Origin of the sequence: Streptomyces sp. NPDC020731 (assembly GCF_044334705.1) — a bacterium.
Lineage (GTDB): Bacteria > Actinomycetota > Actinomycetes > Streptomycetales > Streptomycetaceae > Streptomyces.
Genome location: NZ_JBIRTN010000011.1, coordinates 177,860 through 191,823, shown reverse-complemented (window position 1 = coordinate 191,823; position 13,964 = coordinate 177,860). Strand labels below are relative to the sequence as shown.

12 protein-coding genes and 1 pseudogene are annotated in these 13,964 nt (G+C 72.3%); 12 read left to right on the top strand and 1 reads right to left on the bottom strand.

The window, feature by feature from the left end:
* Positions 1–14 precede the first annotated feature (14 nt).
* From ACH4VX_RS19200 to ACH4VX_RS19155, 10 genes are all read left to right on the top strand, one after another.
* On the top strand, positions 15–1,304 hold the full coding sequence (locus ACH4VX_RS19200) for an ATP-binding protein (RefSeq protein WP_398368582.1): 1,290 nt from the start codon (positions 15–17) through the stop codon (positions 1,302–1,304).
* On the top strand, positions 1,297–1,671 hold the full coding sequence (locus ACH4VX_RS19195) for a nucleotide pyrophosphohydrolase (RefSeq protein ID WP_398368581.1): 375 nt from the start codon (positions 1,297–1,299) through the stop codon (positions 1,669–1,671). The genes ACH4VX_RS19200 and ACH4VX_RS19195 overlap by 8 nt, the downstream gene beginning before the upstream one ends.
* Positions 1,672–1,820: 149 nt before the next feature.
* Entirely contained in the window at positions 1,821–2,291 is a 471-nt protein-coding gene (locus ACH4VX_RS19190; RefSeq protein ID WP_398368580.1) for a DUF6099 family protein, read from the top strand.
* Between the two features lie 164 nt (positions 2,292–2,455).
* On the top strand, positions 2,456–3,379 hold the full coding sequence (locus ACH4VX_RS19185; RefSeq protein WP_398368579.1) for an LLM class F420-dependent oxidoreductase: 924 nt from the start codon (positions 2,456–2,458) through the stop codon (positions 3,377–3,379).
* 603 nt (positions 3,380–3,982) lie between these two features.
* Positions 3,983–4,942 carry an RICIN domain-containing protein gene (locus ACH4VX_RS19180; protein WP_398368578.1) on the top strand — a complete coding sequence of 320 codons (960 nt, stop codon included), beginning with the start codon at positions 3,983–3,985 and terminating at the stop codon, positions 4,940–4,942.
* A 401-nt stretch (positions 4,943–5,343) separates the two neighbouring features.
* On the top strand, positions 5,344–5,508 hold the full coding sequence (locus ACH4VX_RS19175; protein WP_398368577.1) for a hypothetical protein: 165 nt from the start codon (positions 5,344–5,346) through the stop codon (positions 5,506–5,508).
* A gap of 68 nt (positions 5,509–5,576) precedes the next feature.
* Positions 5,577–6,362 carry a MauE/DoxX family redox-associated membrane protein gene (locus tag ACH4VX_RS19170; protein ID WP_398368576.1) on the top strand — a complete coding sequence of 262 codons (786 nt, stop codon included), beginning with the start codon at positions 5,577–5,579 and terminating at the stop codon, positions 6,360–6,362.
* Positions 6,253–6,768 carry a TlpA family protein disulfide reductase gene (locus ACH4VX_RS19165; protein ID WP_398368644.1) on the top strand — a complete coding sequence of 172 codons (516 nt, stop codon included), beginning with the start codon at positions 6,253–6,255 and terminating at the stop codon, positions 6,766–6,768. Before ACH4VX_RS19170 ends, ACH4VX_RS19165 begins: the two co-directional genes overlap by 110 nt.
* Positions 6,765–8,684, top strand: a complete 1,920-nt coding sequence (locus ACH4VX_RS19160; protein ID WP_398368575.1) for an ABC transporter ATP-binding protein — start codon at positions 6,765–6,767, stop codon at positions 8,682–8,684. The genes ACH4VX_RS19165 and ACH4VX_RS19160 overlap by 4 nt, the downstream gene beginning before the upstream one ends.
* Positions 8,681–9,403 (top strand): S26 family signal peptidase, encoded by a 723-nt coding sequence (locus ACH4VX_RS19155; RefSeq protein WP_398368574.1) that lies wholly within the window; start codon positions 8,681–8,683, stop codon positions 9,401–9,403. The genes ACH4VX_RS19160 and ACH4VX_RS19155 overlap by 4 nt, the downstream gene beginning before the upstream one ends.
* Here the strand turns inward: ACH4VX_RS19155 and ACH4VX_RS19150 are convergent.
* A pseudogene (locus ACH4VX_RS19150) lies at positions 9,332–9,523 on the bottom strand (hypothetical protein); the annotation flags it as partial. The gene ACH4VX_RS19155 and the pseudogene ACH4VX_RS19150 overlap by 72 nt on opposite strands.
* 267 nt (positions 9,524–9,790) lie before the next feature.
* On the opposite strand from ACH4VX_RS19150, the gene ACH4VX_RS19145 reads away from it, so the two are divergent.
* On the top strand, positions 9,791–11,254 hold the full coding sequence (locus ACH4VX_RS19145; RefSeq protein ID WP_398368573.1) for a 3' terminal RNA ribose 2'-O-methyltransferase Hen1: 1,464 nt from the start codon (positions 9,791–9,793) through the stop codon (positions 11,252–11,254).
* Positions 11,251–13,845, top strand: coding sequence for a polynucleotide kinase-phosphatase (locus ACH4VX_RS19140; protein WP_398368572.1), 2,595 nt, complete (start codon positions 11,251–11,253; stop codon positions 13,843–13,845). The genes ACH4VX_RS19145 and ACH4VX_RS19140 overlap by 4 nt, the downstream gene beginning before the upstream one ends.
* The last annotated feature ends 119 nt before the right edge of the window (positions 13,846–13,964 follow it).

The window sequence follows — 13,964 nt, the reverse complement described above, 5'->3', positions numbered from 1 at the left end:
TTAGCGTCCCGCACATGACCCCACCTTCCCCGCCCCGCGCGGGCACGAGCCCGTCGGCCGCGTCCCCGGGCCCGGCCGTACCGGATCCGCCGGCCGTACCGGGCCCGCCGGCCGTGCGGCCCGTCGGCTCCGGCGACCGCTCGCGGTCCCTGACGGACGGACGGACCGGCGACACCGTGGGCCACCCCGACCGGCCGCGCGTCACCGAGCTGCTGCTGTCCGCCTTCGCCGGGCACCGCGGCGTGACGCTCCCGCTCGGGGCGCTCACCCTGCTCGCCGGGCCCAGCGGAAGCGGCAAGACCAGCGCGCTGCGGGCGTACGAGGCACTCGCCCGGCTCGGCGGCGGGGCCGAGCTGGGCGAGGCGTTCCCGGAGCCCGGCGCCTGTGTGCCGGAGCGGGCCCGCGCCGACGCCCAGCGCCGTCGCGGCTTCCGCATCGGCTGTACGGCCGACGGCCCCGAGGGACCGGTCCGGCTGGAGGTCGCCGTCCAGGCCGAACCCGGACTGCGGATCGTGGGGGAGCGGCTCACGGCGGACGGGCGGATCCTCCTGGAGACGGCCCTGCGCGACCCCGGCCGGCGCACCGTACAGGCCGCCTGGCACACGGCCGGGGCGGCCCCGGTGACCCGCGCCCCGCTGCCGGACGACCGGCTCGGCACCGCGCTGCTGCCGCTGCGCGTCGCCGGCAAGACCCCCGGGCAGCGCAGGGTGCTCGCCGCCGCCGAGCAGATGGTCGTCGCCCTGCGGTCCGTCTTCCCCTGCGACCCGCGCCCCGAGCGGATGCGGGACCCCGTCCCGGTCGGCACCGGCCGGCTGCTCGGCGGCTGCGACAACCTCGCCGACGTCCTGTGGCGCACCCGCGCCGAGTGCGGACGCCGGCACGCCCTCCTCGTGGGCGCGGTGCGCGCCGGATGCGCCGGGCCGGTCACCGACCTGCTCGCCGAGCCGTATGACGCCGGCCGCCTGGTCCGCGCCCTCCTCGACCGGGGCGACGGCACCCGTACCGAACTGCGCCGCCTCGGCGACGGCGAGCTGCGGTACGCCGCGCTCGCCCTGGTGCTGCTCACCGGCCCCGGCGTGCTGGAGGTCGACGCGCCCGGCGAGGTCCCGGCCGCGCTCCGGAGCCTCACGGTCCTCGCCGACGGCCTGGACCGGGCGCTCGATCCGGGGCAGCGGGTCGCGCTGCTGCGCCTGGCGGCGCGGATGTGCGAGCGCGGGCACATCCGGCTGGTCGGGGCGGTGAGCGACGCCTCCTGGGCGGCGGAAGTGGGCGGAGTGAGGGTGGTACACCTGGACCGTGACTGATCCGTACGACGCCGAGCACCCCCGTGAGCCTCTCGACCTGGCGGGACTCCAGCACCGCCTCGCCCGGTTCGCCGCCGCGCGGAACTGGCAGCCGTACCACACCCCGAAGAACCTCGTCGCCGCGCTGAGCGTGGAGGCCTCCGAACTCCTCGAGATCTTCCAGTGGTCGACGCCCGAGGAGTCCGCCCGCGTCATGGACGACCCGGACACCGCGCACCGCGTGCGTGACGAGGTCGCCGATGTCCTCGCGTATCTGCTCCAGTTCTGCGAGGTGCTCGGCGTCGACCCCCTGGCCGCGCTGGCCGCGAAGATCGACCGCAATGAGCGCAGGTTCCCGGCAGGAGAGTCCTGTGGTGACTCTCCGTAACAGAAAGGAGGGCTCTGCTCGAATCGTTGTCCGCAGATTTCGGTCTTCCTCTGGCTTTTTGTCTCAGGCGCCCTCACTCTGGGTAGTGAACAGGGGAGTTCAACGGATGCGGACGCGTGGGCAGCGCGTCGGACAGACGGGGGCAGCGCATGGACGCTGTGCGGCTCATCGTGACAAGCAGGCGCGCCCTGGCCGCGAGCGGCGGCGTACGGGAGATGCTGACCGAGGTGTGGCAGGCGCAGGCCCTGGCGCAGGCGGCAGGGAGCCGCCTCGCCGTCACCGGCCCGCCCGAACTGCGGGGCGAGGCACTGGGGTTGACCGAACTGGCGGGCCGCGGCTGCGGAGTGCTGGACACCCCGGAACTCGGCCCGGGCGAACTGCGCGCGGCTCAGCTCACCGAGTTGGGCGAGACCCGCCCGGTCCTGATGCACCTCGGCGGTCTGCTCGGCGAGGTCGGTATCGCCCTGGTGGGCCTCGCCTGCTCCGCGGACGACGAGGCGACGTACTGGCAGTGCATGGAGGCCATCGACGCGGCGGACGAGTCCCGCGACCGCGTCCTGGAAATGCTCCGCAAACTGACGAACCGCGACGAGGCGCTACCGCAACGGGAGGCCGGCTGACACCCCTACGCCCACGAGCAGCCGCTCCCGCGGGCAGCCCTCCCCCCGTGACTGAAGGGCCTGGGAGGTACCCCCGGGGGCGGCACGGGTGGGCTGGGGGTGCCCCCTCTGGGGGAGGTACCCCGCAGGCGCCGCCCCTGCCCGGGAGCATGCAGGATGGACCCATGGACCTCCGCATCTTCACCGAGCCCCAGCAAGGCGCCACCTACGACACCCTGCTCACCGTCGCCAAGGCCACCGAGGACCTGGGCTTCGACGCCTTCTTCCGTTCCGACCACTACCTCGGCATGGGCTCCGGCGACGGCCTCCCCGGCCCCACCGACGCCTGGATCACCCTCGCCGGCCTCGCCCGCGAGACCCAGCGCATCCGGCTCGGCACCCTGATGACCGCCGGCACCTTCCGCCTCCCCGGCGTGCTCGCCATCCAGGTCGCCCAGGTCGACCAGATGTCCGGCGGCCGCATCGAACTCGGTCTGGGCGCGGGCTGGTTCGAGGAGGAGCACAAGGCGTACGGCATCCCCTTCCCCAAGGAGAAGATCGCCCGCCTGGAGGAACAGCTCGAGATCGTCACCGGCCTGTGGGCCACCGAGACCGGCAAGACCTTCGACTACCACGGCACCTACTACGACCTCACCAAGTCCCCCGCGCTCCCCAAGCCGGCCCAGCCCAAGGTGCCGGTCCTCATCGGCGGCCACGGCGCGACCCGCACCCCGCGCCTCGCAGCCCGGTTCGCGGACGAGTTCAACATGCCCTTCGCCGGCATCGAGGACACCGCGCGCCAGTTCGGCCGGGTCCGCGACGCCGCCCAGGAGGCCGGCCGCGACCCGGGCGACCTCGTCTACTCCAACGCCCTCGTCGTCTGCGTCGGCAAGGACGACCGGGAGGTCGCCCGCCGCGCCGCCGCGATCGGCCGCGAGGTCGACGAACTCAAGGCCAACGGCCTGGCGGGCTCCCCCGCCGAGGTCGTCGACAAGATCGGCCGCTACGCCGAGACCGGCTCCAGCCGCATCTACCTCCAGGTCCTCGACCTGCACGACCTCGACCACCTGGAGCTGATCTCCGCCCAGGTCCAGTCCCGGCTGTCGTAACGCGCGCCCGGTCGCGACGGGACCGCCCTTCTCCGGGACGGTCCCGTCCGTCGTCTCCGCGTGCCCGAGTGATACCGAGCGCCGCCCTCCCCGGCGCGATGTGCGGCGTGTGCAGCGCACGCCCGGAGCTTCCCGTGCAGCCGCGCCCGCTGCTCACCGTGGGCCCGCTGCGCGACTCCCGTGTCTCCGCTTCGCACTCCCCGATTTCCCGGCTGGTCTCGAGAGCGCAAGGCCGACCGGAGCGATCCGGTGAGTCGGCCGTCCAGCTGGGCAGTCCGGCAGACGTCCGCCGCCGGTGCCGATGAGCAGCCGCCTCGGCCCGGCAGCGGCCAGTGCCGTCGGGACAACGAGTGCTCCGGCGACGGCGAGGTGGTGGCGTCGGCGTACGGTGCCGCCGCGGAGATCAAGGGCGACGATCTCTCAGATCGTGGACGATCTCGGTCCGGTGCTGTCCCGGCCGGTCCGTGCACCCCGCCCGGGGCGTTGTCCGGATCATCGGACAGCGCCGTTGCCTCTCGGGTCCTTGTGCGGTACCCCTGTTCGATGAACAGAGATCCCATCCAGCCCTCTGCTGTGCGCAGCGTTGCCGAGTATTCGGCTGCGATGAGGGCCCTCAAGGACCAGTCGGACCTCACCCTGCGCGAGTTGGAGTCACGGGCTGCGGCACATGGTGACGTCCTGGCGCGCAGTACCGTCGCCGACATGCTGCGCAGACCGACCCTGCCGCGCGCGGAGCAGGTGGCTGCGTTCGTCCGTGCGTGTGGCGACCAGGACCGATTAGCGGAGTGGATGCACGCCTACGAACGCCTCGCCTGTGGGGTCGCCGTCACAGACCCCGCCCCCTCACAGGAATCAGGGAGGAACGCGTCCCCGTCGGATCCTCCTGTCCTCGGACCGGGCGGCGAGCACGCGGCGACAACCAGGCTTCGGATACGGCCCCTGATCGCCGTGGTGGCTCTTGGGCTCGCGGGCGCCGCCGGAGCGGGTGTCCTGCTGGCCGCCTCCCCGGCCGGCAACCCCACGACGCAGCCACGCACGACGGCGACCGCCTCCGCCCGGCTTCCCGACCTGCTCCCACTGGCCTCCGCCGGCAGCTGGGCCCGTATCCGGCGCGCGCAGTTCCCCGAGCTGTGCGTGACCGCTGGGAGTGAACGCTCCCGGCGTTACCCGTCCGAGGTGGCGGTCCAGCGTCCCTGCGCCGAGCCGGGCGGCCCGCGGACGTTCTTCCAGCCCGTCGGTGACGACCTGACCAACATCAAGTGGGAGCACCCGGTGGACAAGGGCATGGGGTGCCTGACCATCCTCGACAGCGGCCCCGTCGCAGGCCTGGTCGAACCATGGGATGAATGCCGCCCGGACATGGACGCCCAACTCTTCCGGATCGAACGCTTCGGCCCCGAAGCCGATGGCTACCGCCTTCGGCGAGCACACACCGATCACTGTCTGGGCATCCGTGACGGCGAGGCCACTTCCGGAGCCGAGGCCGTGCAACAGCCCTGCGGCGACGAGCCGTCCCAACGCTTCCTCATCGATGTGCACCCTCGCGCGTCTGCTTCTCGGTGAGTGCGGCGTGAGACATCGCCGTCCTTCTCCATGCCGGTCCTCGTCTCGCGCGGTCCCTCTTCCTCGGCCGACGTGGGCCCCGGCCCCGGCCCGGTGCCCACGGAACCACAGGTAGTGCTCCGGCGGCACGACGCAGGTGGGGAGCCGCTCCTACCGGTCTTGTCCGGCACCGGACAAGCGCCGGATGTCTGTCCGGCAGGGCGCTCGGCCAGGGCCGTCGTCGGTGCGGTGTCCGGGACATGTCTGGGACAGCCGGATGCGTTGTTCCGCATCGGCGGTGCTGGTCATAGTTGGGCCGCCGGCCGGGGTCGGAGCGTCCGGCTGCCGGACGAGAGCGAAACGTCCGACAGGAACTGACCGCTGTACGCCCGTGGAGCGGAAGACGACAGAGGAGTACGACCGTGTACAAGAAACTGGAAGCGATGGGCGCGAGCCTGCTGGAGCGAGTGGTGCCGAAGGCCGAGGCGTCCGCGGCGTCGGCCGGCTGCGACATGGTGTGCATGTGGGGCATGTGGCACATGTGCTGCTCCGGCAGTGGCTGCGACCGGTCCGAGAGCCCTTGCTGAACCTCGCGCCATGGGCGGGTGCCCTCTGGGGGCACCCGCCCGACCTCAGACGCCGAAAGCTTTCCTGAATGCGGGAGTTGCCGATGCAGTACGTGCTGCTGGCAGTGCGTTGTCTGCTGTGTGTGGTCTTTCTGGCGGCGGTCGTCGGCAAGGTCGCCGGGGCCGGGGCCTTCTCGTCGTTCTGCCGGTCGCTCCACGGCATGAGGCTTCTTCCCGCCGAACTCGTACGGCCCGTCGCGGCCGCTGTCGTCACCGCGGAGGCGCTGGTCTGCCTCACGCTGGTTCTGCCCGTCCGGCATGCGGCTGCCGTCGGTCTCATGGCGGCCGCTGTGCTCCTTTCCGTGTTCACGGGCGGCATCGCCCTGGTGCTGGGTCGGGGCACGGATGCCCGCTGCCGCTGCTTCGGTTCCGCCGACGCCGTTGTGGGTGCGCGTCACCTCCTGCGGAACGCCGGCCTGACAGTGCTCGCGGTGACAGCGTCGGTGACATCCGCGCTCGCCCCGTTCCCGACCGGCGGCGTGAGGCCGGCCGGGGCTGTCGTCGCCGTGGCGGCGGGAGTGGTCGGCGCCGCGCTGATCGTGATGCTCGACGACATCGTCTCCCTGTTCGCCGCCGGGAGCGCCGCCCTTCCCCGCCCTGTCACTGAAGAGGTCCTCGCACACCGCCTCGCACCGTCCACCGATACAAGGATTCGTCATGCCATTCCTCGTAGCAGCCGTGATCTTCGTCGGCATCCTCTGCACGATCGACCTGCTGCTCACCCTCGGCGTGATCAAGCGGCTGAGGGAGCACACGCAACAGCTCGCCTCCCGTCCCGCCGGTCGGCGGGACGGGACGGCCCTGAGGGTGGGTGAGACGGTGGGCGATTTCCGCGTCACCGCGCGGAACGGAAGGGAACTGACGCCCGCCGGACTGCCGGACGGCACCGTGGTGGCGTTCTTCTCCCCCACGTGCGGGCCGTGTGAGGAGAAGGTGCCGAAATTCGCCGCGTACGCGAGGACCCTCCCGATGGGGGAGCGGCAGGTGGTGGCGGTGGTCGTGGGGGACGCCGCGGCGGCGGCGCCTTTCGCGGACCTGCTGACTCCGGTGGCGAGCGTGGTGGTCGAGGAACCGGACGGAGCGCTGAACTCGGCTTTCCGGGTGCAGGCTTTCCCGACTGTTCTCCAGGTCGGGCACGGCCGGGACGGAGGGCTGGTGGTCACCTCCGAGGAAGCCGGGCTCGGCATCGGCGGATCCTCTGCCCTCCCGTCCGCCGCATGAACGTCACCGCCGGCGCCGGCGCACCGGCGCCGGCCGGCGTGCCCGACGACTTCGCCGGTCCGGAAGCCGGTCCCGGCAGGCACTCCATGACGTACCGGACCGTGGCCGTCTGCCGGCACGTGGCGCGGGCGGCTCCCTGGCTCCTGGTCTGGCAGGTGCTGCTCGCACTGTCGGCGGGTGTGGTGCCGGTACTGCTCGCGTGGTGCACCAAGATGGCACTCGACGCTCTGACCGCGCACGACAGGGCGGCGCTGATCGGCTGGGGGCTGGGCCTGACCGCTCTGGGAGTGGTGGCGGCCGTGCTTCCGCATCTGGGGCAGTACGTCGGAACCGGGCTGCAGCGCCGGGTGGGCCTGCACACCACGGGCTCGCTCTTCACAGCTGTCGACACCTTCGTCGGGCTCGGCAGGTTCGAGGATCCCGCGTTCCTGGACCGGCTCCGGCTCGCCCGGCACGGCGGCGGCGGCAATCCCGCTCGGGCGGTCACCGGAATCCTGGGCGTCGCGAGGGCGGCGACCACCATCACCGGGTTCCTGGCCACGCTGGTACTGCTGAACCCCTGGATGGCGGGCCTGGTGCTGGTTTCCGGCCTGCCGACGCTCGCCGCCGAGTTGGCGTCGTCGCGGCGCCGGGCCCGGATGGAATGGGGGATCGGCCCCCGGGAACGGCGCGAGATGTTCTACAGCGGTCTTCTGTCCAGTGTGGAGGCGGCCAAGGAGGTGCGGCTGTTCGGGGCCGGCCGGTTCCTGCGGGACCGGATGCTCGCAGAACGGCGTGTCTCCGATGCCGCCCGGCGAGCGGTCGAACACCGTGAGGTGTCGGTGCAGACCGGGCTGGGAGCCCTCTCCGCGCTGGTCTCCGGCTGCGGCCTGGTCTGGGCGGTGTACGAGGCACACGCGGGGCGGCTGACCGTAGGTGACGTCACGGTCTTCATCGCGGCGGTCGCGGGGACCCAGGCATCGCTGGCCGTACTCGCCGCCGAAGTGGCCGCGGCCCACCAGTCGGTGGTGCTCTTCGGACACTACTTGCGGGTCGTGCAGGCCGGTCCTGATCTGCCGGTCTCCCGGTCGCCGGCCCGTCTGCCCGCTTTGGCCGAAGCCATCGAGCTGCGCGATGTCTGGTTCCGCTATTCGCCGGCACATCCGTGGGTCCTGCGGGGAGTGAGCCTGCGGATTCCCTGCGGATCGTCGTTGGCCCTCGTCGGTCTCAACGGCGCGGGGAAGTCAACGCTCATCAAGCTGATCTGCCGGTTCTACGATCCGACCCGCGGTTGCGTGCTGTGGGACGGCGTCGACATCCGGGACACCGACCCGGCCGAGCTCCGGCACAGGATCGGCGCGGTCTTCCAGGACTTCATGCATTACGACCTCACCGGGGCGGAGAACATCGCCCTGGGGGATCTGACGGCGCTGGAGGACGGGGACCGACTGCGGGCGGCGGCACGCAGGGCAGGGATCCACGATGTTCTGGAAGGGCTGCCTCACGGTTACGACACCTTGCTGTCCCGGGTGTTCATGATGGAGTCCGAGAAGGCCGACGCGGTGACCGGCGTGGTGCTCTCGGGCGGTCAGTCGCAGCGACTCGCGCTGGCCCGTGCCTTCCTCCGTAACCGGTGCGATCTGATGATCCTCGACGAACCCTCCGCGGGGCTCGACGCGCAAGCGGAGCACGAGATCCACACCTCCCTCCGGGAGCACCGGGCCGGCCGGACCAGTGTGCTGATCTCGCATCGGCTGGGCGCGGTGCGCGAAGCGGACGTGATAGCGGTACTGCACCGGGGGAGAATCGCCGAGCTGGGGGATCACGAGGCGCTCATGACGGCTGGTGGTGAGTACGCCCGCATGTTCACCCTGCAGGCGGCCGGCTACCGGGCCGGGCCCGCCGCCGGGACGGAGGAGGTGACGGCGACGTCATGATGTCGCGTGCCTCCGCGCGCGGACCGTGGCGTGGCCGGTACGGGGCCCGCACGGTGCTCCTCGCCGTCTCGCTCGGCCTGTGGAGCTGTGCGGTCCTTCGGACGTGCGCCGGTGACCTGGTGTTCGCCGGGCTGGCTGCTGCCGCGGCGTTCACGGTCGGCGCGCCGGTGGCCGTCGGATTGTTCCTGGGCCGCCGGTTCGTCATCGTCACCGTCCACGGGGCGAGCATGCTGCCCACGTACCGGGACAGGGACCGGGTCCTGGTACGCAGACGGCCACCGGTGGTCGGCGAAGCGGTAGTGGTCGAGCAGCCTTCGCGGGACGCTTCGGCGTGTCGCACGGGCCGGACGAGCCGGGTGGGCGGACACGGCCGCCCACCGGTGGCCCGGCCGGCGGAGAGGCGCTGGCTCATCAAGCGGGTGACCGCCGTCGCCGGAGATCCGGTTCCGCACTCCCTCGCGACGGTGACGGAGGGCATGGGCAGCCGCCAGGTGCCCGCCGGCCGTCTTGTGCTGCTCGGGGACAATCCCGCGGTCAGCGTCGACTCCCGGACCCTGGGCCTCTTCCGCGCGGACCGTGTACTGGGTGTCGTGGTCCGACGACTGCCCCGCAAGGCGCCCGTGGCTCAGCGGCCCGGACCGCCTGCTTCACGTCCACCGCTTGCCCATGGAGCTTCTTCGGCGTTGCCGCTCCAGAGTGAGGACGGCCTTGGTGACTGACGTCATGCGGTGGGGGCTGCACCGGGATCTGCGGAGGATCCGCCAGGTCCTCAGGCGGGCGACGCCGCGTTCGACTGGTGCCCGTGCTGCGGCCAGGGCCTGGTCGACGGTCTTCTCGGCAACCACCCCGTCCGGTGATCCGGTCGTGGATCGTGATCTCCACGGGACATGTACGACCTCGACCACCCGGACCTGATCTCCGCCCAGGTCCGGTCCCGGCCGCGGTGGACGCGGCACCACAGGGGGCCGTCCGTACGGAACGGGCGGCCCCGCCGCATGCGCCGGTAAATTCCCGGGGCATCCCCGACGGTTCCCGGTACGTTGGCACCACGCGCCCGAACCCGGCGTGTACCCGCAGCTCAGAAGGTTCTTCGAGGTGTAACCACCGTGTTTCTGACGATCAGTACCACCGGCTCGGCCGAGCGCCCGGCGACCGACCTCGGTTTCCTGCTGCACAAGCATCCCGAGAAGGCGCAGGCGTTCTCCACGTCCTACGGCACGGCCCACGTCCTCTACCCCGAGGCGGACGCCGAGCGCTGCACGGCGGCGCTGCTGCTGGAGGTGGACGCGGTGGCACTGGTCCGGCGCGGCAAGGGCAAGGGCCGTGGCGGCGCTCCCGACGCGGCACTCGCGCAGTACGTCAACGACCGCCCGTACGCGGCGTCCTCCCTGCTCGCCGTCGCGCTGAGCGGTGTCTTCTCCAGCGCGATGCGCGGTGTGTGCGCCGCCCGCCCGGAGCTTCCCGCACAGCCGCGCCCCCTGCGCGTCGAGGTGCCCGTGCTGCCCGCCCGCGGCGGCCCCGCACTCGTCCGCCGGCTCTTCGAGCCGCTCGGCTGGACGGTCACCGCCGAGCCCGTGGCCCTGGACGCCGAGTTCCCCGAGTGGGGCGACTCGCGGTACGTGCGCCTGGTCCTGGAGGCGGAGACCCTCACCCTCGCCGAGGCCCTGCGCCACCTCTACGTGCTGCTCCCCGTCCTCGACGACGCCAAGCACTACTGGGTCTCGCCCGACGAGGTCGACAAGCTGCTGCGTGCCGGTGAGGGCTGGCTGTCCGGGCACCCGGAGCAGAAGCTGATCACCAGCCGCTACCTCTCCCGCCGCTGGTCGCTGACCCGGCAGGCCATGGAACGGCTGGAGCTGGTCCGGCTGGCCGAGGCGGACGACAGCGACGTCGAGGAGATCGACAACGCCGTGGAAGCGGAGACGGAGTCCGAGGAGAAGCCGACCCCGCTCGCCGTGCGGCGGCGGGAGGCGATCCTCGCCGCGCTCCGCGCGTCCGGCGCCGCCCGGGTGCTCGACCTCGGCTGCGGTCAGGGCCAGCTCGTACAGGCGCTGCTCAAGGACCCGTCCTTCACCGAGATCGTCGGCGTCGACGTGTCGATGCGGGCGCTCACCATCGCCTCCCGGCGGCTGAAACTGGACCGCATGGGGGAGCGGCAGGCGGCGCGCGTGCAGCTCTTCCAGGGGTCACTGGCGTACACCGACAAGCGGCTGGGGGGTTATGACGCCGCCGTGCTCAGCGAGGTGATCGAGCACCTCGACCTGCCCCGGCTGCCCGCCCTGGAGTACGCGGTGTTCGGTGCCGCCCGCCCCCGCACGGTCCTCGTGACCACCCCCAACGTCGAGTACAACGTGCGCTGGGAGACCCTCCCGGCCGGCCATGTCCGGCACCGCGACCACCGCTTCGAGTGGACCCGCGAGGAGTTCCGCGCCTGGGCGGCCACGGTGGCCGGACGGCACGGCTACACCGTGGAGTTCGTGCCCGTCGGACCGGACGACCCCGAGGTCGGACCGCCCACCCAGATGGCCGTGTTCACGGCCGGCACCGTGAAGGAGGCGAAGGCCGCATGACCACCACCACCGAGACCTCGCGGCGGCAGGGCCGCACCCTGCCCGTCACCGACCTCTCCCTCGTGGTGCTCGTCGGTGCCTCCGGCTCGGGCAAGTCCACCTTCGCCCGCCGCCACTTCAAGCCCACCGAGGTCATCTCCTCCGACTTCTGCCGCGGTCTGGTCGCCGACGACGAGAACGACCAGAGCGCGTCCCGCGACGCCTTCGACGTGCTGCACTACATCGCCGGCAAGCGGCTGGCCGCCGGCCGCCGTACCGTCGTCGACGCGACCAACGTGCAGCAGGACGGCCGACGGCAGCTGATCGAGCTGGCCAGGCAGTACGACGTGCTGCCCATCGCCATCGTCCTCGACGTGCCCGAGCAGGTGTGCGCCGAGCGCAACGCGGCCCGCACCGACCGCGCCGACATGCCCCGCCGCGTCATCCAGCGCCACACCCGCGAACTCCGCCGCTCCCTGCGTCACCTGGAGCGCGAGGGCTTCCGCAAGGTGCACGTCCTGCGCGGCGTGGAGGAGATCGAGCACGCCGGCGTCGTCACCGAGAAGCGGTTCAACGACCTCACCCACCTCACCGGCCCCTTCGACATCATCGGCGACGTCCACGGCTGCGCGACCGAGCTGGAGGCGCTGCTCGGCAAGCTGGGGTACGTCGACGGCGTGCACCCCGAGGGCCGCACGGCCGTCTTCGTCGGCGACCTCGTCGACCGCGGCCCGGACAGCCCCGGCGTACTGCGCCGCGTGATGGCCATGGTGAAGTCGGGCAACGCGCTGTGCGTGCCCGGCAACCACGAGAACAAGTTCGGCCGTTACCTCAGGGGCCGCAAGGTGCAGCACACCCACGGACTCGCCGAGACCATCGAGCAGATGGACGAGCAGGACGAGGAGTTCCGCGCCGAGGTACGGGAGTTCATCGACGGACTGGTCAGCCACTACGTCCTCGACGGCGGGGGACTGGTGGTCTGCCACGCCGGTCTGCCGGAGAAGTACCACGGCCGCACCTCCGGCCGGGTCCGCAGCCACGCCCTCTACGGCGACACCACCGGCGAGACCGACGAGTTCGGCCTGCCCGTGCGCTACCCGTGGGCGGAGGACTACCGCGGCCGGGCGGCCGTCGTCTACGGCCACACCCCCGTCCCGGAGGCGACCTGGCTGAACAACACCCTCTGCCTGGACACCGGCGCCGTCTTCGGCGGCAAGCTCACCGCGCTGCGCTGGCCGGAGCGGGAACTGGTCGACGTACCGGCCGAGCGGGTCTGGTACGAGCCGGCCCGCCCGCTGCGCACCGAGGCCCCGGGCGGTCACGAGGGCCGTCCGCTGGACCTGGCGGACGTGTACGGCCGCCGCTTCGTCGAGACCCGGCACCACGGCCGGATATCGATCCGCGAGGAGAACGCCGCCGCGGCCCTGGAGGTCATGAGCCGCTTCGCGATCGACCCGCGCCTGCTGCCGTACCTCCCGCCGACCATGGCGCCCACCGCCACCTCGCACCTCGACGGTTATCTGGAGCACCCGGTCGAGGCGTTCGCCCAGTACGCGGGGGACGGCGTCGCCCGGGTCGTGTGCGAGGAGAAGCACATGGGCTCCCGCGCGGTCGCCCTGGTCTGCCGCGACGCCGACGTGGCCGCGGCGCGCTTCGGCACCACCGGTGGTGAGACCGGCTCGCTCTACACCCGTACCGGCCGCCCCTTCTTCGACGACGCCTCCGTCACCGAGGAGATCCTCGGCAGGCTGCGCACGGCCGTCACCGAGGCCGGCCTCTGGGACGAACTCGCCACCGGCTGGCTGCTGCTGGACGCCGAACTCATGCCGTGGTCGCTGAAGGCGTCCGGCCTGCTGCGCTCCCAGTACGCGGCGGTCGGCGCCGCCTCCGGAGCGGTCTTCCCGGGCGCCCTGGCCGCCCTGGAGGGCGCCGCGGCCCGCGGGGTGGACGTCGGGGACCTCCTCGGCCGCCAGCGCGAACGCGCCGACTCCGCATCGGCGTTCACCGACGCGTACCGCCGCTACTGCTGGACCACCGACGGCCTGGAGGGCGTCCGCCTGGCCCCGTTCCAGATCCTCGCCGTCCAGGGCCGGAGCCTCGCCGCCCTGCCCCACGACGAGCAGCTCGCCCTCATCGACCGCATGGTCGAGCACGACACCACCGGACTGCTGCAGACCACCCGCCGCCTCTACGTCGACACGGCCGACCCCGAGTCCGTACGCGCCGGTGTCGACTGGTGGCTGGAGATGACCGGACGCGGTGGCGAGGGCATGGTCGTCAAGCCGGTCGGCGCACTGGTGCGATGGGGGTCCCCCCGCTCGGGCGAAGCCGAGAGCGGGGGAGAGAAGGGCCGCCCGGTGCAGCCCGGCATCAAGTGCCGGGGCCGCGAGTACCTGCGGATCATCTACGGCCCCGAGTACACCCGCCCGGAGAACCTGGCCCGCCTGCGCAACCGCTTCCTCAACCACAAGCGCTCCCTCGCCCTGCGCGAGTACGCCCTCGGCCTGGAGGCCCTGGACCGCCTCGCCGAGGGCGAGCCGCTGTGGCGGGTCCACGAGCCGGTCTTCGCCGTACTGGCCCTGGAATCGGAACCGGTGGACCCGCGGCTGTAGCGGGCGGGCGCCTGCCACGACCGGTCCGGGCGGGGCACTCCGTGCCCTGTCCGGACCGGACCGGTGTATGTCAACGTCCCTTGGTTCACGGCAGTTCACGTGCTGGCTTCGCTGGTCCG

Bases quoted from the DNA above. Each gene is read 5' to 3' on its own strand.
- ACH4VX_RS19185 (WP_398368579.1), top strand. From the start codon at position 2,456: ATGGACCTCCGCATCTTCACCGAGCCCCAGCAAGGCGCCACCTACGAC.
- ACH4VX_RS19180 (WP_398368578.1), top strand. From the start codon at position 3,983: ATGAGGGCCCTCAAGGACCAGTCGGACCTCACCCTGCGCGAGTTGGAG.
- ACH4VX_RS19160 (WP_398368575.1), top strand. From the start codon at position 6,765: ATGAACGTCACCGCCGGCGCCGGCGCACCGGCGCCGGCCGGCGTGCCC.
- ACH4VX_RS19140 (WP_398368572.1), top strand. From the start codon at position 11,251: ATGACCACCACCACCGAGACCTCGCGGCGGCAGGGCCGCACCCTGCCC.
- ACH4VX_RS19170 (WP_398368576.1), top strand. From the start codon at position 5,577: ATGCGGGAGTTGCCGATGCAGTACGTGCTGCTGGCAGTGCGTTGTCTG.
- ACH4VX_RS19200 (WP_398368582.1), top strand. From the start codon at position 15: ATGACCCCACCTTCCCCGCCCCGCGCGGGCACGAGCCCGTCGGCCGCG.
- ACH4VX_RS19155 (WP_398368574.1), top strand. From the start codon at position 8,681: ATGATGTCGCGTGCCTCCGCGCGCGGACCGTGGCGTGGCCGGTACGGG.
- ACH4VX_RS19190 (WP_398368580.1), top strand. From the start codon at position 1,821: ATGGACGCTGTGCGGCTCATCGTGACAAGCAGGCGCGCCCTGGCCGCG.